General features: G+C 51.3%; 15 protein-coding genes. 12 read left to right on the forward strand and 3 right to left on the reverse strand.

Annotated elements, in window-relative coordinates; translation table 11 throughout:
* Positions 1-137 precede the first annotated feature (137 nt).
* The 9 genes from AC2FIO_RS22115 (at position 138) to AC2FIO_RS22155 (ending at position 8,625) form a co-directional block, all read left to right on the forward strand.
* Positions 138-1,715 carry an arylsulfatase gene (locus tag AC2FIO_RS22115; protein WP_496700040.1) on the forward strand — a complete coding sequence of 526 codons (1,578 nt, stop codon included), beginning with the start codon at positions 138-140 and terminating at the stop codon, positions 1,713-1,715.
* 155 nt (positions 1,716-1,870) lie between these two features.
* Positions 1,871-2,380 (forward strand): DUF1269 domain-containing protein, encoded by a 510-nt coding sequence (locus AC2FIO_RS22120; RefSeq protein WP_496699997.1) that lies wholly within the window; start codon positions 1,871-1,873, stop codon positions 2,378-2,380.
* Between the two features lie 138 nt (positions 2,381-2,518).
* Complete coding sequence (locus tag AC2FIO_RS22125; protein ID WP_496699999.1) at positions 2,519-2,872, forward strand: PRC-barrel domain-containing protein; 354 nt, start codon at positions 2,519-2,521, stop codon at positions 2,870-2,872.
* Positions 2,873-2,937: 65 nt separating this feature from the next.
* Entirely contained in the window at positions 2,938-3,534 is a 597-nt protein-coding gene (locus AC2FIO_RS22130; protein WP_496700001.1) for an HdeD family acid-resistance protein, read from the forward strand.
* A gap of 70 nt (positions 3,535-3,604) precedes the next feature.
* The gene (locus tag AC2FIO_RS22135; protein ID WP_496700003.1) at positions 3,605-5,323 is read left to right on the forward strand and encodes an alkaline phosphatase family protein; all 1,719 of its coding nucleotides are present in this window, start codon (positions 3,605-3,607) and stop codon (positions 5,321-5,323) included.
* Positions 5,320-6,105, forward strand: coding sequence for a transporter family protein (locus AC2FIO_RS22140; RefSeq protein WP_496700005.1), 786 nt, complete (start codon positions 5,320-5,322; stop codon positions 6,103-6,105). The genes AC2FIO_RS22135 and AC2FIO_RS22140 overlap by 4 nt, the downstream gene beginning before the upstream one ends.
* Positions 6,106-6,177: 72 nt before the next feature.
* Entirely contained in the window at positions 6,178-7,035 is an 858-nt protein-coding gene (locus AC2FIO_RS22145) for a DUF1269 domain-containing protein (RefSeq protein ID WP_496700007.1), read from the forward strand.
* A 110-nt stretch (positions 7,036-7,145) separates the two neighbouring features.
* On the forward strand, positions 7,146-7,385 hold the full coding sequence (locus tag AC2FIO_RS22150) for a hypothetical protein (RefSeq protein ID WP_271946087.1): 240 nt from the start codon (positions 7,146-7,148) through the stop codon (positions 7,383-7,385).
* Between the two features lie 22 nt (positions 7,386-7,407).
* The gene (locus tag AC2FIO_RS22155; RefSeq protein ID WP_496700009.1) at positions 7,408-8,625 is read left to right on the forward strand and encodes an AI-2E family transporter; all 1,218 of its coding nucleotides are present in this window, start codon (positions 7,408-7,410) and stop codon (positions 8,623-8,625) included.
* 35 nt (positions 8,626-8,660) lie between these two features.
* Here the strand turns inward: AC2FIO_RS22155 and AC2FIO_RS22160 are convergent, their stop codons facing one another.
* The gene (locus AC2FIO_RS22160) at positions 8,661-9,548 is read right to left on the reverse strand and encodes a mechanosensitive ion channel family protein (RefSeq protein ID WP_282119855.1); all 888 of its coding nucleotides are present in this window, start codon (positions 9,546-9,548) and stop codon (positions 8,661-8,663) included.
* Between the two features lie 542 nt (positions 9,549-10,090).
* Between AC2FIO_RS22160 and cls the strand changes: the two genes are divergently transcribed.
* Positions 10,091-11,500, forward strand: coding sequence for a cardiolipin synthase (gene cls, locus AC2FIO_RS22165; protein ID WP_472723355.1), 1,410 nt, complete (start codon positions 10,091-10,093; stop codon positions 11,498-11,500).
* Positions 11,501-11,503: 3 nt separating this feature from the next.
* On the opposite strand, the gene AC2FIO_RS22170 is transcribed toward cls, so the two are convergent.
* Positions 11,504-12,400: a YegS/Rv2252/BmrU family lipid kinase gene (locus AC2FIO_RS22170; protein WP_282169259.1), complete on the reverse strand. Its 897-nt coding sequence runs from the start codon at positions 12,398-12,400 to the stop codon at positions 11,504-11,506.
* A gap of 459 nt (positions 12,401-12,859) precedes the next feature.
* Between AC2FIO_RS22170 and AC2FIO_RS22175 the strand changes: the two genes are divergently transcribed.
* Positions 12,860-13,567, forward strand: coding sequence for an IS6 family transposase (locus AC2FIO_RS22175; RefSeq protein ID WP_496700012.1), 708 nt, complete (start codon positions 12,860-12,862; stop codon positions 13,565-13,567).
* A gap of 591 nt (positions 13,568-14,158) precedes the next feature.
* Here AC2FIO_RS22175 and AC2FIO_RS22180 read toward each other — a convergent pair.
* Positions 14,159-16,105, reverse strand: coding sequence for a DUF3604 domain-containing protein (locus tag AC2FIO_RS22180; protein WP_496700014.1), 1,947 nt, complete (start codon positions 16,103-16,105; stop codon positions 14,159-14,161).
* A 252-nt stretch (positions 16,106-16,357) separates the two neighbouring features.
* Here AC2FIO_RS22180 and AC2FIO_RS22185 point away from each other — a divergent pair, with 252 nt between their 5' ends.
* On the forward strand, positions 16,358-17,794 hold the full coding sequence (locus tag AC2FIO_RS22185) for an arylsulfatase (protein WP_496700016.1): 1,437 nt from the start codon (positions 16,358-16,360) through the stop codon (positions 17,792-17,794).
* Positions 17,795-17,828 lie beyond the last annotated feature (34 nt).

The following is a 17,828-nucleotide window of genomic DNA, read 5'->3' on the forward strand; positions in this document are numbered from 1 at the left end:
CAGCCTTGATTCGTATTTGCCGACAGATTGTAGGGCAAACACCGCTAACCAATGGGGTCATCGTGGGAATGAACTTTGATCGCGATGTCACCAGTCTGTCGATTGATGCGTTGGTTTCGAATTTTTCAGGAGAGCACATGAAACAAAATTTGGGCATAACAAAGTCAGCGATATTGGGTGCTTTGTCGGTCGCTGTCCTCGTGGTTGGCACACCAGTTTCTGCACAAGACAAACCAAACATTCTAGTGATTTGGGGAGACGATATTGGGCAATCCAACATATCCGCTTACACTAGGGGATTAATGGGCTACGAAACGCCCAATATCGACCGGGTTGCTGATGAAGGCATGATGTTCACCGACTACTATGGGGAGCAGTCCTGTACAGCTGGTCGGGCTTCTTACATTATGGGACAGTCTGTCTATAGAACCGGCTTGTCCAAGGTAGGCCTCCCGGGCGCAGACTTGGGTATGAAGGAAGAAGATCCCACGATTGCGGGCCTTCTGAAGCCTTTAGGATACATGACCGGTCAGTTTGGGAAAAATCACCTTGGTGATCAGGACAGCATGCTTCCCACAAACCACGGTTTTGATGAGTTTTTCGGAAACCTGTACCATTTGAATGCGGAAGAAGAGCCAGAAAATCGCGACTATCCCGGCGACGCGGTTTTGGCGGACGGCCAGACCTTCCGCCAGGCATTTGGCCCTCGTGGCGTTATCAAGTCTTCGGCTGATGGGCTTGTTGAAGACACGGGGCCGTTGACCAAAAAACGGATGGAGACAGTCGACGATGAAACCGTTGCAGCTGCCGTCGACTTTATCAAAAATGCGCACGAACAAGGCAAACCTTTCTACGTTTGGTGGAACGGCACACGGATGCACTTCCGTACACATGTGAAAGACGAATTGTTCGGGATCTCGGGACAAGATGAGTATGGCGATGGCATGGTGGAACATGACATGCACGTCGGTCAGCTATTGGATGTGCTTGACGAACTGGGCATTGCTGACAACACCATTGTTCATTATTCGACTGACAATGGCCCCCACAAGAATACATGGCCAGATGCTGGCACCAACCCGTTCTACAGTGAAAAGAACACCAACTGGGAAGGTGGATGGCGCGTGCCCTCGCTCGTGCGTTGGCCTGGGAAAATAGAACCTGACTCCGTCTCAAACGAAATCATGCACCACATGGATTGGTTGCCGACGTTGTTGGCAGCAGCGGGCAATGAGACCATCAAGGAAGATTTGAAAGCAGGTGGCGTTCAAGCCATTGGTCGCGAATATAAAGTGCATCTGGATGGCTACAACTTCTTGCCCGTTCTTACTGGTGAAACAAAAGACGGCCCGCGGCATGAGATTTTCTATTTCGCGGATACCGGAGAATTAACAGCCTTGCGCTATGACGATTGGAAACTGATTTTCCTTGAGCAAAAAGCTGTTTCGACATTGCGTGCGTGGATCGAACCTTGGACCCCACTTCGCGTCCCTTTGATCACCAACCTTCGGCGTGATCCATTCGAACAGGCGCATCTAACATCCAATACTTACTACGACTGGATGATTGATCGGATCTATTTCCTGGTGCCTGCACAAAAGTATGTAGGCCAGTTCCTGGCTACATTCCAGGAGTTCCCACCGCGTCAGAAGCCAGCCAGCTTTTCAATCGATCAGGTCATGGAACTGATGACGGCAAACAACGGAAGTAAGTAGTTTCGAGCTCGGTAAACTTAATTCATGCGCGGTGTTGAGAGAGAACCGCGCATGGAGTTCAAAAATGAAACATCGTCAGGGTATCGCGTCAGGACGTACATTCTTTTGTGTGTCATTGCGCTGTAAAAAACAATTTTTAACTAGGGAGAGATACGATGAGTGATTTGGTCATTATTGTTTTCGAGGGCCGTCATACAGCAGACGAAGCACTTTTGCGTCTGCAAAAAATGAGTCTGGATTGGGAAGTCGATCTCGACGAGGTCGTGGTAATGACCCGCGATAAGAACGGCGTAGTGCGGACCCGGAATTCCGATACTCTTACAGCAACGGGTTTCGTCGGAGGCACTTCTCTTGGAGCACTGACCGGCACTTTGATCGGTGCCATGGTCGGTAACCCTGCTGCCGGGTTTATTGCAGGTTCGGCTGTTGGTGCTGGCTCTGGGACACTTGCAGGAATGCTGGATCAAGCAGACGAAGAGGACGCATTGGCAGCTCGCGTCGGCTCAAAGATGGGCCCTGACTCATCGGCTCTGGCCGTAATCGGGTGGTCAAACCGACCTACGAAGTTGTTGGGCGAATTGGAGGGCATGAAGGGCGAGGTTATCGAGACATCATTGTCTGTCAGTGATGAAAAAGAGCTTCGTGCCGCTTTGTCCAGAAACTGACCAGTTTGTTTTGGGGGCGGGCTGCTTGATCACCCGGCGACCTGAATTCAATTTTCACATTGTCGAGACGGGATCAGTAATATGAAAAAAGTTCTGAGAACAACGGCTCTCTTGTGTGCTTTCGCAATTGGAGACCCAATGTATGCGCTCGCACAGTCCACACCTCATGTGGCTGGCGGTGTTGTTGTCGAGTACAACAATCTTGATGTCGCCTTAGTCGCTTCCGGTTGGAGCGTAGTCGAGCTTTTACGCGGTGATGTTTACAATGATGGTGGCGACTTTGTGGGATATGTCCATGATGCGCTCGTCTTGCCGGATGGTGATACGACCTTTGTGATCGTCAACGTCGCCGGCTTCCTGAACATCGGTGAAAAGTTGATCGCGCTGCCAGCGGTCGCCTTCGAGATCAACGCGGATGGCGATCTGGTTTTGCCCAATGCGACCAAGGAAAATCTGAAAAGCCTGCCGCGCTTTCACTACGCTCGAAACTAAACGGAAGGTCGCACTCGACAGGCTTTGACCTGCTTGAGGGCGCCTAAACGCAAAAGCAGTCGCCAGTGTTTGAAAATGCAATCGACCAAGGGAAAGATACAATGAGTATGGGAAACTCAGACAACGATCTGCAAAAATACTGGGGCTGGTTTCTTGGACTCGGGATTGTGTTGGCTATCGGGGGTGTATTCGCAATTTTTGCACCTTTTTTGGTATCATTGGCCATTGAATTTGCTGTGGGATTTGTTTTCGCTGTAGGTGGCTTCGTGGTGCTAGTGCAGGTTTTCACAACCAAAGATGGCTGGAATGCAAGGCTCATCTATTCCATCTTGGGGGGCTTCAATCTGATTGCCGGGTTGTTGCTGATATTTCGCCCTCTTGAAGGGCTCATGGCGCTTACGTTGGTCTTGATTGTTGCAATTTTTGTGAATGGCTTGGTGCGGATTGCAGTGGGCGTAATGGCGCGACCGGATCAAGGTTCTGGCTGGGTCATTTCCGTTGGTTGTGTGTCCGTACTGGCATCGGGATATCTGTTAGCGAAGTACCCCGAGGTGAGCGTGATGCTGTTGGGGATCGTTGCAGGCGTATCGCTGATCGGTGAGGGCGCAGGATATATCCGCATTGCCAATGGCCTAAGGAACGACGTGTCGGTCGCGGTCTGAAAAAACGACCCAAAACTGCGGCAAACGTTGGGTAAACACAAATTCTACTGTTATAAAAAGGACGAAATACGTGATCGAGCCGAAAACTTTTCCCCTGCTAATCAAATGGTTGGTTGTTGGAGGCAGCTTGGTCTTTCCGTCTGTCTCAAGCGCTCAAGGCAAGCCTCGACTGGTTCTTCAAATAACTGTTGATCAGTTGCGTGGAGACCTAATCGACAGATTCAGTATCCACATAGGAGAGGGCGGCTTTCGCTATTTGTTGGATCATGGCGTCAATTTTACAAATGCTCATCACCGCCATGCCAACACTGAAACAATTGTCGGGCACACGACGCTCGCGACCGGCACGGACCCTGCTATCCATGGTATGGTAGCCAACCTGTGGTTTGATCGAAAAACTGGCAAGCCTTTCTATAACGTGCAGGATCCGGACTTTCCTTTGGTCGGGGCTACCGGAGTCGATGCGGAGAACGAAATCGATCCGACCCAACGAGCAGCCACAACTGACGGTCGGTCTCCCCGCAATATCATCAGTTCAACTATCTCCGATGAAATTGGCCTGCACTTTGGGCCGACTTCAAAAGTGTTTGGTGTGTCGGTCAAGGATCGCGGTGCAATTGCAATGGCAGGTCACGCTGGTGACGCCTACTGGTTCTCAAAGTCAGAAGGCCGGTTTGTTACAAGCACGTTCTATCGCGACGCCTATCCAGGTTGGATTGAGGATTGGAACTCAAAAGGCCTTGTCGCATCATATGCCAATCGATCTTGGACTCTTCTGGGAGACGTTGGGAAGTATGCCTTTGCAGACCGCGACGACCAACCGTGGGAAGCCGATATACTTGGGTTTGGCCGAACATTTCCGCATAACTGGGGGGCGGCAGACGGGAAATACTTCACAACGCTTTTAACCCTCAGCCCGGCTGGGGATGAAATAGCTGTAGATTTTGCCAAGGCCCTGTTGGACGCAGAACAACTAGGGCAAGATGACGTTACTGATTATCTGTCAGTCAGCTTGTCATCTACAGATTATGTCGGCCATATATTCGGCCCTTCAAGCTTAGAAGCCGAAGACAATTTCGCGCATCTCGACAGGCAAATCGCTGACCTTTTCACACATGTGGATGCCGTAGTTGGTCTGGAAAATACATTGATCGTTTTGTCGGCAGATCACGGCGCACCGGAACACCCGGAGTTTCTGGCGACCCTAGGCATTGAAGCTGGTTTGTTCAGCTTTGAACGCGTCGATACAGAACCAGGATTTGTGCGTCTTCAAATGGATTTTGGTGAATCCGCTGATCTGGTTCAGAACTTTTCCAACCCCTACGTCTATTTGAACCAAGATCTTATTTCCAAACGTTCTTTAGATCCTTTGGTCGTCGAGCGAGCTGTTGCTGAGGAACTTCAAAAGCTCCCCGGCATTGCCTATGCGGTTGGGAGTTCAGATTTGCGACGCGGGTCGTTTGCAAAAACCAAGATTAGCGATGCCGTCTTGGCTAACTTTAATCCAGATAGGTCGGGAGATATCTATTTGGTGTTCGAACCGCATTGGTTTGTGGCTGATTTTGACGGGTTGCACGTTGCGTCTGCTCATGGCTCTCCCTGGACATACGACACACACGTTCCCCTGATTTTTACAGGTTCAAATATTGTTCCACAAACCGTCGCACGACGCGTCGAAACTGTGGATGTCGCGCCTACGATTGCGTCTCTTCTGGGCACTAAGCCCCCTTCCGGAGCGGTGGGTGTACCTTTGCCAGAAGCGATGCCCGAGACAAAGGCAGCCCCATGAAATCCTTCTTTAAGCGCTTAGCCCAACTTTCCATTCTGTGCGTCGCCAGCACTCCGGCCTATGCGCAATCTGATGCAGCGCAAGCCAACAATCCTCTGGCTGATATTACAGCGTTCAATATCCAAAACTACTATATCGGTGACTTTACAGGACCAGCTAATGCGACCGGAAATCAATTTGTTCTGCGCTATGCAAAGCCGGTCACTTTAGGCAGCTCAAATTGGCTGATCCGAGCCTCGTTGCCATTCAACTCGTTACCGGTGGGAACAGATGGCCAAACTTTGAGTGGCGTCGGAGATTTTGATGTTTTTGCGGCCTATCAGTTTAATACGGGTAACCCCGGAATTAGTTTTGCGCTTGGTCCGCAAGTGGTCGTGCCAACAGCCTCCGACGACCGCTTGGGAGCCGATCAATGGCAGCTTGGGTTAGCCAACGTTTATTTCAATGCAACTTCGCCCGTCTTTCAGTATGGATATCTTCTGACATGGCGTGGAGGCGTTGGGGATACAAATGGGCGCCCACGTGCCAATTTGGGTGCCTTTCAACCCTTTGTTTTTTACCAACTGGGCAATGGGTACTACACGGGCGGCGCCCCGATCTGGACCTACAATTTTGTTAATGACAGCTATTCTGTCCCATTGGGCATTCGCCTAGGCAAGGTCACCAAACGCGGCAATACCGTTTACAACTTTTTTGTCGAACCGCAGTACTCGGTTTTCGACAAAGGAATCGGCCTGCCCAAATGGCAAATTTACGCGGCACTTAACATGCAGTTTCAATGAGCATTTAGTGTTTAGAAAAGTTCCTGTCCACCAAGAAATTCCCGCCTAAAATCAACCATCAGGAGTACCAAAATGGAAAAATTTATTGCCGTCGTTTTCGAGGATGATGCTGCTGCATTCAAGGGTGAAACCGCACTGCGCGCGCTACATTCCCAAGGAAATCTCGCAGTGTATGCCGCTGCAGTCATCGGGAAAGATCTCGAAGGCAAAGTTGAAGTTAAGAAGGTGGAAGATGAAGGGCCGTTGGGAACGGCACTGGGCCTCGTTCTCGGCGGAATGGTTGGTGTTTTGGCCGGCCCGGTGGCAGTCGCATCGGGAGCTGCAGTCGCCGGATCTGCGGCTGCAGCATCAGTGGCCGCCTCAGGAATGGCTGTCGGATCGATGACAGGTGGATTGTTTGGTGTCTACAGAGATCTTTGGGTTGCGGGAATAGATTCTACGATGCTTGACGAAATCAGCATCGAACTTATTCCTGGTAAATCTTGCTTGGTGGCCTCAGTTGACGAAGTTTGGACATCGCCATTGGATGTCAAAATGAGCGAGGCTGGAGGAGTGGTTTTCCGCAAGCCACGCGCCGATGCAATCGATGAAGAATACGCTGCTGAAATGGCGGAACTTAATCGGGAAATTGCAGAGCTAAAAGACGAGTGGAAGCAATCTAACGAAGAAACCAAACAAGCAATCCACGACAAAATCGACGTAACCAAGGCAAAGGCAAGTATAGCCAAAGAAAAAATCTCGCAACGTATCACCGAACTGAACAGCCAAACAGCTGCAAGGCTCGAGGCGATTGACGAGCAAATTGCGGTGGCCAAAGAAAATACAAGGAACAAGTTTGAAAAGCGTAAAGCTGAAATTCAGGCAGACTACAAAGAACGAAAGGCCAAGCTAGATGCGTCAATGTCACTGGCCAAAGAAGCGTTGACCTAATTCTTTTTAGTAAGATGTTTAAACATCCAACCAGCACCGTTTAAAATTGGCGTTGCAGGTAAACCCGAGAGCCGTCTCTCGGCAATTACGTGGTACAAAAGGTGAAAGAAATGCCAGATCTGAAGGCCATGATGGCCGAGCTACAACAAAAGAGAGATGAAATTAAACTTCAGTTGAACCTTGGAACAATGGAGGCGGAAGACGAGTGGGATTCACTTGTTTCGGAGTGGGATAGGTTCCTGTCTACATCACAATTTAATCAGTCGGCGGATGAAGTCGGCGAAGCTGCGCGGGAACTTGGTTTGAAAATGAAAGCAGTTTATGACAAGGTTCGGAAATCCGTAGGGTAATAGACAGGAAGTAGCCCAGCCGGTGCCAGATCAACAGCAAACACACGTTTTTAGTCTGGCGTTTTGGCACCGGGTTGTCGTGATCGCCTTTTTTACTATCGCAGGACTGGTCCTGGCGGCTGATGTTCTAGTTCCATTGTCGATTGCTTCCTTGGTTTTCATTCTTCTGACTTCCGCAGTCGACAGGTTATGTCAGGTTGAAATTCTCGGGACACGGATCCCTAGATGGTTGGCCCATGTCATTAGCGCTGCTCTTTTAGTGTTGGGATTGCTCGGATTACTGTCAATTCTGACCAGTCAAGCGGGCGCGGTTGCCGATGCGTTGCCTAGATATGAAGCAAGGTTCTCTGAAATCTTGGCCAGAGTGGTCACTCTTGTTGGAGACAAGAACTACCAGGCAGCGCAACAAGCGATCTTAGAGATGGACTTCACCGGCTTCGCTGGCGGAGCAATCGGTTCAGCCGGAAGCTTTTTGAGCGCCTTCTTTCTGATCCTTCTTTATATTCCTTTCATGATGCTGGAACAGGGGCCCATGAGATTGAAAGTCGCACTGGCAGCGCCAGATGCGGAATCCGCACAAAACTTACACCGCGTGCTGACACGCATTTCAGAAAGCGTGCAGCGATATGTAGGAATCAAAACACTCGTTAGTTTCCTAACGGGTGTCGGTAGCTACGCGATCATGAAGCCCGTGGGATTGGATTTTGCCGAAACCTGGGCCATCCTGGCATTCGTACTGAACTTCATTCCAACGATTGGTTCAATCATCGGGGTAGCGTTGCCCTCGCTCGTTGCTCTTGTGCAGTTTGATACTAACACGCCTTTTCTAATTATTTTGGTGGGCTGTGGGGCGGTTCAGTTCATCATCGGGAATATTCTGGAACCGTCGCTAACCGGAAAATCACTAAACTTGTCGCCTTTGATGGTCATCCTCGCACTGACGTTCTGGACCGCAATCTGGGGTATCCCCGGGGCTCTACTAAGCGTGCCGATTACCGTCTGTACTATGATCGTGTTAGCCAACATCCCATCGACGAAGTCACTCGCAATATTGATGTCGGGCGATGGTAACTTGTCCGGCGGTAGTCAAAAAGACAATCCAGTAAGGGAAGTAGCACAGGGCGAAGCCTCTGAAGCTGCACGTCGAAAATCTAAGCTGACGGTATCCAAATCCGAACTAGATACCGAAACACAAGCAATCCGTCAGGAATTTGAGCAAAACTTAGATAACCGGAGCTAGTCGCTTTGGAAATACTGATCGGTATCATCAGGAGGTCACGGAATGGCTGACCCGCGCAGATTGATCGATTGTGTTGGATAGGCCAGTTCTGTTCCTGCCGCGCGCACCGTCTCAAGGATTTTGAGCGAAAGACTTTCATTCACACGGAGGAAATTGTCGTATTCAGGGGTAGTCGTCCACGCGTAAAAAATGATGGTTACGGCGCTTTCTGACAACCCTTCGACATAGACATGTTTCGGTGCCTCCTCAGACAATTCGAAATCTCCACAGGCCGACAAATGTTCCCGCAACGTATCACGCACCTGAAGGACCTGAGCCTCGGTACTGTCTAGAAGCAACGGTATGCTAAGCATGACCCTTCGATGTCGGCGGTGTGAATAGTTTAGGACAACTGCGTTGGATAACTCGGAGTTCGGAACATGCCGTGGGATCTGATCGAACCCACGGATTAGGGTGGAACGCAGGTCAATGGATTCGACTGTCCCGACAAACGAACCGTCGATTTGAATCGAGTCCCCAATAGCGAAGCGCTTTTCACTCATGTTATTCATGCCTGCCACAAGATTGCGGATCAGGTCCTGCGTCGCGATAGCCAATCCTGCGCCCAGTACTCCAACACCGGTCAGCGCACCGCTGATGTCGACCCTCCAAACTTCTAGCAGTGACGTAATGGCAAACAGCAAGATGCCAAAACGGGCAACGCGCTCCATCCATCCGGCCTCCATCCTGACTTCTCCAAACCGGTCGCTCTGAAGAAGGGATACAAAAGACCCGCTCAGGTTGTACCACCCTGAGAATACTGCGATCACAGCGATTGAGGCCATAACGCGTCTAAAAATGTCACCAGGCATGTTTGGAACATTCAATGTTTCCAGAACCACAAAAACAGCAAAGGTCACAATCAAAACTGATGTGGTCCGCATCAGTTCGTCAGCTACCTTTTCCGAAAGTTCAATGGACAAACGTCTGAGAAGTGCCCGAAACATTGCCATAAGCCATCTTGCAAGTGGCCGCCTGCCGATGACAACGGCCAAGAGAAAGATCAAAGAGAGAATTACGCTGCTTTGATTTAGTTCGGCCTGCCAGTGGCTGAAACGTTCCTGCATTTCGACAACTGCGCTCATCGACGGAGATTGAGTTTCTTCCAATTGCTGAACTGGCCTCTCTTTTGGATCATGTAGGTCGGAAACTTCTCAAACGACACCCGAAGTTTGCAGGAGGACAGCATCGGAAACTCTGGGAGAATCTTCCAGCTTTTTCTGGAGTATCGGGATAAATTGCTCCTAATTTGTCAAAGCGGCATACGAATGAGAATTCTCTATCGAATTGCAACCCGAGCTCAACAAGAACTGCGTTTCTACGCGCTTGCCCTAGGCGATCCTTTCCTGCGAGTATCGGTTAATCTGGTGGATCTCCACCGGGTGTTGGAACGCCCTTTCAGCAACCGTGAACCAAAGAGGCCCACATGGTGTCCACAATTCTGGTCTTGCTCCTGATAGCCCTCGAAGCCACTGCCATTTGGTTTGCATGGAGGGCGATCTCATCGGCGCGAACCTCTCAGGGTGCAGTGGGTTGGGTCGTTTTTCTGATTACTGCCCCGTATCTTGGCGTTCCGCTTTACCTTTTTTTGGGACATCACAAGTTCGACCGATACTTAACTGCGCGCCGCGATAGCGAGGAGGTAATTGACGGAATCAAGACGTTTCGCGAGGTCAATGCGCCCGACGTGCCTACAGAGTTTCCGTCCGAAGCGTTGGAAAGGATATCTGAACTCCCCGTGGTCCGGGGCAACAACATGCGAATCCTATTAAACGGGCAGGAAACGTTCGATGCAATCTTTGCCGCTATTGACGCAGCCCAAGATTACATTCTGGTGCAGTTTTATATTGTTCATGATGATGATCTGGGTCGGAAACTGCGGGACCATCTGATCACCGCAGCAAAACGTGCAGTTGCAGTTCGGTTCATGTGCGATCCAGTTGGGAGCGTTAAACTTCCAAACTCCTATCTTAATGATCTCCGTTCAGCCGGTGTGCAAGTAGTTGAACCCGCGCAGATGCGCGGAGCTAAAAACCGATTTCAACTCAATTTACGCAATCACCGCAAGACGGTGATCGTCGACGGAACGGTCGGCTTTACCGGCGGATTGAATGTTGGAGACGAATATATGGGGCGCGACCCAAAATTCGGTGATTGGCGCGACACACATGTCGAAATCCGTGGCCCGATCGCCTCGCAGTTGCAACTGGTGTTTGTAGAGGATTGGCATTGGGCAACTGAAGAAATCCTGATTTCGGAGATGAACTGGGAAGCTGGTCACATGGAAGAGAACATGTCCGGATTAATCGTCCCAACCGGTCCCGGGGACGAAATGGAAACCGGTGCCTTGTTCTTTTTCACGGCAATCGCGAATGCCAAACGTCGGATTTGGATCGCTTCGCCGTACTTCGTACCCGATACCGATGTGCTCACAGCTTTAAAACACGCTGCGTTGCAAGGAGTGGATGTCCGCATCCTGGTTCCGGACGTCATTGACCATAAGATTCCTTGGCTTGCCGCTTTTGCCTTTTTTGATGAAATCCGCGAGGCCGGAGTACAGGTCTTGAGATATAGTTCCGGTTTCATGCATCAAAAAGTATTGGTTGTTGATGATACTTTGGCCGCGATAGGGACAACGAACATGGATAACCGCTCATTCCGGCTGAATTTTGAAGCAATGGCCGTTTTCTTCGATACACGCGCCGCCGGGGCTACAGCCGCGATGCTGGAAAAGGATTTCGAACGGTCGTTTAGGCTAGACAAATTGCTTGCTGAACAGCCCCCGCATATCCGGATTGGCGCCCCGATTGCCCGCCTGTTCGCTCCAATTCTTTAGAGATCAAGACCCAGTTGAAGGTAGCGCAAAGCTTAGTCTACCTGGTAGAACCGAAATTTCGAACCTCGTGTCCACCATCGGTTCACCGTCAAGGTTTAAGTGGAACGGTGTTTCTGTTTCCAACACCGCATGTTTGAAACGGCTACGTTTTACGAGCCCCGCAATCGGGTCACTCAGGTCGGGGAAATGCCCAAAAGACAGGTTTGCAGGTGGCCACTCGTCCGTGGTCAAAACACCCAGATCGAGCAACCCGTCGAACATGTCAGCCTCTGGAGTTACTTCGAACCCACCACCGGCAAAGCGGTTGTTGCCAATTACCAGCGCAGAAACCGACGCCCAGTTATGCTCTGACCCATCCAAAGCAATCATGGCCTGCGTTGGTTTCAGCTCAGAAACTCGCGCCAATCCGGTAAGGGTGTAGGCTAACCCTCCTAGCCGCCTCTTAACTTCTTTGGGAGTTGTCGCGGTAATCATGGCCCCAAAACCGCCACTGGCGACATTCACGAATGGGCGACCGTTGATGGAACCAATATCTATCGACCGGGCTCTTCCGGTTGCGGCCTGCACCAATGATGCAGAAAGATCCGATCCGTCATCACCATAAGACCTGGCAAAGTCGTTAGCAGTGCCCAAAGGCATAAGCCCCAAAACAATGGTTGGTCCCGCATCGCATCGCAATAGGGCGCTTGTAACCGCGTTGAGTGTCCCGTCACCACCTCCTGCAACAAAGCGCGTCACCCCCTTGGCCAAGTGCTTGTGTATCGTTTTTCGCAACTGTTTACCTGACCATGGGATAGCAATCTCCAGACCAAGCTCCTTTTCCAGAGGTCTGACAGCCGAACGTACGTCAGGTCGGGCCGCAGATTTTCGATTGAGGATGAGGAGTGTTTTACAATCCATGTAGCCGGCCTTTTCCTCTCATTTATTCAGGTTCTTGATCACTGCCTTGGCAACCGTTGTGGCCAACCCAGGGTCAAACGCACCTAAAGGATCACGCGCCATTTTCTTTAGTGCGTCCGTGGCAGCTCTGGCTTATGCTGCTGCCATACAAAATTCGGCTTTGGTTGCCATTGTTTTTAGCCCTCCAAATCTGACCAAACATGTGATCGACGGTATGTTTTGCCATCCCACTAGGCCAATATTACTCAAGTAATTCACATTGGCCCTGAGCGGTGTCTAAGCGGTGCTTCCTGAGAGCAAAAAAACTCAATGCCAAATTATGCCCCGAATTCAATAAGATTGCTACTCCCGTAGCGCCGCGCAAATAAAACCAGTGGATTTCACTCCACAGAAACCGTGTTGGGTCTTGTCAGAAGAACTTTGCTTGAGAGGGGTAGGGCGGTTGCGTAGCTTTTGTTCATGGCCAGACCTGCCTCATTCAAATACTTCAAAACCAGCCCTGAGATTATCCGCCTTGCGGTGATGCTGTATATTCGGTTTCCACTCTCGCTTCGGAATGTCGAAGATTTACTGCACGAGCGAGGCATCGACGTGAGCCACGAAACTGTCCGATACTGGTGGAATAGGTTCGGCCCGATGTTTGCTGCTGAGATCAGGCGGAAGCGGGTGCAGCAGCTGTGCGCGTTCTTGAAATGGAAGTGGCACGTGGACGAAGTCTTTGTGAAGGTGAATGGCAAACGCCGCTATCTCTGGCGTGCAGTTGATCACGAGGGCGAGGTGCTGGAAGCCGTTGTCACCAAACGTCGAAACAAGGCTGCAGCACTGAAATTCCTCAGGAAATTGGTGAAGCGGCACGGTTGCGCCGAAGAGATCGTCACGGACCGTTTCGCATCTTACAAGGCGGCGCTCAGAGATTTGGGTGCTCTCGAAAAACAACAAACGGGCCGTTGGCTCAACAACCGCGTCGAGAATTCGCATTTGCCGTTCCGACGAAGAGAACGTGCGATGCAGCGTTTCAGGCACATGCGAAGTCTACAGAAATTCGCCGCCGTCCATTCCTCTGTCTACAACCACTTCAACCAGGAAAGATCGCTAGCCAGTCGAGACACCTTCAAGCTGACCCGCGCCGCCGCTCTTAGCGAGTGGCGTCAACTTGGTGCGGGATAAAGGACAGCGTCACTGGCCTAGCTGAGACTGGTTCGAATTAGTCTGACAGCACCGCCACTCATACCTGTCTCACTTCAGTTGTGTTTTCTGACCCGGAATTGTACCGCAATTCCCGCGAGTTGGCGCATGCGCTTTCAATCAGAGACAGAGCAGACCGTACACTCAGGGCGCAATTCCGGCCCTAGTCTCAGTGGCGCATTTTGGCGGGGTCGCTTTAGGCGGGATTTCCCTGATAACCGGAAATTTACAGGGAATTTCTGCAAAACAAGTTTGGAACTCGAGATTCCTTTCGAAAGGGTGGTTCAATCTGGACGTAATATGGGCGCTGAGCCTGATCCTTGTGGGGTCGATTTCGCTGCTGTTTGTTCATTCTGCTGGCTAACAGCAATGCCAGGCCGAAAAGGCCGCGGAGCCGTAGTTTGGCTTAAACAGCAGCGAACGGTTGCTTTGTCCCGCGATGCGGTCCTTCACGAAATTTCGACGAACGTCTGCTTAGAGCCCTAAGCGGACATTCGCATGAACGCATTAACCCAGTGTTGCTGCGACAGGAACTGCCGGGCTTTTCCGCTACGACATTGGATTAGGTATATTTCAGTTCTCGGGCGTATACCAAATTGGCGAAGTGTACGCGCGTTCCTGCGTTGAAGTCGGAACCTCCGCGGGAAGTTCGTCTCCGAACCGAACGGAGTCGTAGATAGTCCACCTCGGCGTGGGAATTTCCAAGACACGGGCATAGTAGAAAGCCCGCGCTGAAGGATCGAACTCAGGGTCTGTCCAAACGGTGATCAGCTCTGGAGACCCTATGGAGTTGGTAAATGTGCCTGTAGCGACATCCACGGTATTCCCCACCGATGGTAGAATTCCATCCGCATCAGGTTCTCGGTCTCCTGACCAAGCCACGTCATAAACCCGCTCTTCAGTTTCACCGCTGGCATTTAACCAACCTTTCACAATCTGGATACGATCGAGATTGCCGGAAAATGGGTCTTTCAGGGCAGCGATGAGGAAAGTTGGGGCGTCTGCGCTCTCAGGTGCTTGTGAGAGGTCTCCACCCATCGGAACGCCTTTTTCATATCCTATTTCGGCGGGCAAACGGGATCTTGCATCTTCTTCCGTAAAGTCCCAGGCGCCAAAGAAACGGAGCGCAATGCGACTTCCGGTTGTCCCGTAAACTTCTTTCCGTTCCATGGCGTCGAATATGGCTTCGCGTGTGTTGTCTTCAGCCCAAACTGCTGCGTAGCCAGAGGCTGCCATTTCCCACCCGAGAATCCTCAAGGCATCGAACTCGCCAACGACATGTTGCCAACGGCCGGGTTCTGGTTCGACGCCAGAGTGTTTGCCAAAGAAATTGTCTTCTTCCGCTGTTGCCAAAGCCGTATGGCTGTCGGTAGAGCCCACCACGCCAAATTTATACGGATTAGTACCCAGCTGATCCTCTAGTTTAAGACCGTTCTTCAAGGCCTCACGGGCATACTCGTATTGGAGCATCCAGTCTTCCTTGGGCGTTGGGCCGAGGTTGGATTTATCCCAAGTTTCATAGTCTGCGAATTCATCGTTTGGGCTTAAAAACGGGTGCGTTTCTCCGTCACCTTTGATTTGGGTGATCTCATACATCGGCTCCCACTTGGCACGCCGCTCTGCGTAATCCGCCGTCAACGGTTCACCCGTTTCAGGGTTTGTCTCAACCGGAAACATCAGGCCGTTGGAAACGTTGCCGTTGTGGGCAAGGGCCAGTACACGACCGCCAGTCTCTTGCTCATATGTTTCCATCCAGTCCCATAGCCGTTCTGGATTGAAGGTTTCCGCGGTTGTGAAGGGCAGCATTTGCCGAGCGCGAATGGCATCATCCCGGTAGATCACGTTACGATGGAGGTTGTTTCCAGCTTCGGTGGACGTCCACTCGTATCCGATGAACGCAGTGAATGTGCCGGGCGCGTTGTGATGATCCGCAGTTTGCGTGAACTCGTCCCACACGGATTGTACAAACCTGCGATCTGAAACAGCCTCGGGAAGAGCATCCCCGGTGATACCTGCAAATGTTTCAATAACTTCCATGGTTGCGCCCAGAGCGACGTCCCCGCCGGCGTTGAGGCGTTCGTTCCAGTCTCGAAGGGTTGGGTCACGCATCAGTGTGGAGTTCCCCGCAACGATCTCATTCATAGCCCCCATGGCATCCGAGTGATCAGATACGACAAGCCAGTCGAGGGGACGTGATAACTGCACGCGGAGGCCATGCGATGTCGTGACTTCCTCACCACGTGCAAACCTATAGGCATCGTCTGGGCTCAGAATGACACCAAATCCGCGGGCATCGAGCGAGTTTGACGTGTGCAGGTGAGTGTCACCCCACAGCGGGCGTGTAGGAAAATCTCGACCTGCATAAGGCGAAAAATCAGCAGGCGCTGGTTCACGCATATCATCAACTGATATGGTCATCTCGCCAACTTGCCCGCCTTGTGCGGCGTCTTGAGCATCTGAAGAGCTTGCTATGAATGCTGCGGAAACTATTGCTGTCGATGTCTTCAGAAAAAACTTCATTTGAACCTCCCAGCCGAACTGAATGCCAAACCATGGCAACATCTGAGCCGGTGGTTCGTCAAGGAAAACAAAGGTTTTCTTAGTTGAGCATAAGTGATCCCGGGGGAGGTTTGACTAATCCCGGACCGCAGCTTCGTCCGTAAATTTGACGCTCATCCGCTGTGCGAAAACACCGCAACGAGACGACGTTATTGACGACTGGTGACTTGGTTCGTCAGTCTTGAGTCCGTGATCTTGATTGGAGACGTTGTTATGAAGTGGTTATCGCGAACATTCCTGCTGTCCTTGTATCTTCTATTTGCCACGGGCGCTTCAGCTCAAGACAAACCCAACATCGTATTCATATTTCTTGATAATTTTGGTTGGGGCGAACCTGGGTTTAATGGAGGCGGCATAATCCGTGGTACAGTGACTCCCGAGATGGACGCCCTCGCTGCGGAGGGACTACGACTCACGAACTTCAACGTGGAAAGCCAGTGCACGCCGTCCCGAGCAGCGACCATGACAGGACGATACGGTATCCGAAGCGGCAACCACACGGTCCCACTGGGAGGTGGCGTTTACGGTCTGACCCAATGGGAAATCACGATGGCCGAGATGCTGAAGGAGGTAGGATACAACACGGCCATGTACGGTAAGTGGCACCTTGGATGGACCGAAGGGCGCTATCCAACGAATCAAGGCTTCGATGAGTTTTACGGCGTTGAGACCACTGACGTTACAGTCTGGCGCACGCTTCCGGGTTTTGCCGATGCCAACATGGAAGAGTCAGTTGTGATGCAGGGTGTTGCAGGCGAGCCAGCAACCATCGCTCAAGACTACGATCTGGACTATCGCGGCAAAATAGATGGCGACCTGACAAAGAAGGCCATCGAGTTTATCGAAGCGAAGAGTGCCGAAGACGCGCCGTTTTTCATCTATCTTGCTTATACTCAGACCCACTATCCAAACATCGCGTCCGAGGAGTTCGAAGGCGCCACTGGAAACGGCGTCTGGGCCGACATTCTGCTTCAAACAGATAGCTATATCGGACGTATTGTTGATGCGATTGAGGCGGCAGGCGTTTCCGACGACACCGTGGTGATATTTACTGCTGACAACGGCCCCGAAGCTCTTCCGGTTGGGAACGCAAACGTCTCGCCAGTTCCTGCGGTACATGGTACGGCCGGGCCTTGGCGCGGTACTCTGTTCACCAGCCTCGAAGGAAGTATGCGTGTACCCTTTGCAATCAAGTGGCCGGGAAAGATCCCTACCGGTTCTGAAAGCAACGATGTTGTCCACTCAATGGATCTCTATCCGACACTTGCGGCTTTCGCAGGGGGCAAGGTGCCTGATGACAGGGCCTTTGATGGTGTCGACCAGTCAAAGTTCTTTCTTGGTGACCAACCAAACTCAAACCGAGAAGGCGTGATCGTCTACATGGGCGAGCAGATATTCGGCGTAAAATGGAAGGATTGGAAAGTTCTTTTCAAAGAGAATACGACGGCTTTTGGTGCAACGGAGTCTTTCGACACACCAAGGGTCTACAACCTTCTTAATGATCCACACGAGCGTGAAAGCGTACTCTTTCCACACACTTGGGCGGTCGAAAAGGCGTTGCCTCAATTGCAGGAACACACTGCAACGTTCGAGGAATACCCTCCAATCCCACCGGGAACGCCTGATCCCTACGAACCACCTAAAAACTGAACGGTGGTTTTGTCCGTAAATTCGTCGTTCGTTC

Source organism: Ruegeria sp. CDSB086, from assembly GCF_059611065.1.

Coding starts and splice junctions, on each gene's coding strand:
- AC2FIO_RS22115 (WP_496700040.1), top strand. CDS start 138: ATGAAACAAAATTTGGGCATAACAAAGTCAGCGATATTGGGTGCTTTG.
- AC2FIO_RS22120 (WP_496699997.1), top strand. CDS start 1,871: ATGAGTGATTTGGTCATTATTGTTTTCGAGGGCCGTCATACAGCAGAC.
- AC2FIO_RS22125 (WP_496699999.1), top strand. CDS start 2,519: ATGTATGCGCTCGCACAGTCCACACCTCATGTGGCTGGCGGTGTTGTT.
- AC2FIO_RS22140 (WP_496700005.1), top strand. CDS start 5,320: ATGAAATCCTTCTTTAAGCGCTTAGCCCAACTTTCCATTCTGTGCGTC.
- AC2FIO_RS22145 (WP_496700007.1), top strand. CDS start 6,178: ATGGAAAAATTTATTGCCGTCGTTTTCGAGGATGATGCTGCTGCATTC.
- AC2FIO_RS22150 (WP_271946087.1), top strand. CDS start 7,146: ATGCCAGATCTGAAGGCCATGATGGCCGAGCTACAACAAAAGAGAGAT.
- AC2FIO_RS22160 (WP_282119855.1), bottom strand. CDS start 9,548: ATGCGGACCACATCAGTTTTGATTGTGACCTTTGCTGTTTTTGTGGTT.
- cls (WP_472723355.1), top strand. CDS start 10,091: ATGGTGTCCACAATTCTGGTCTTGCTCCTGATAGCCCTCGAAGCCACT.
- AC2FIO_RS22170 (WP_282169259.1), bottom strand. CDS start 12,400: ATGGATTGTAAAACACTCCTCATCCTCAATCGAAAATCTGCGGCCCGA.
- AC2FIO_RS22175 (WP_496700012.1), top strand. CDS start 12,860: ATGGCCAGACCTGCCTCATTCAAATACTTCAAAACCAGCCCTGAGATT.
- AC2FIO_RS22180 (WP_496700014.1), bottom strand. CDS start 16,105: ATGAAGTTTTTTCTGAAGACATCGACAGCAATAGTTTCCGCAGCATTC.
- AC2FIO_RS22185 (WP_496700016.1), top strand. CDS start 16,358: ATGAAGTGGTTATCGCGAACATTCCTGCTGTCCTTGTATCTTCTATTT.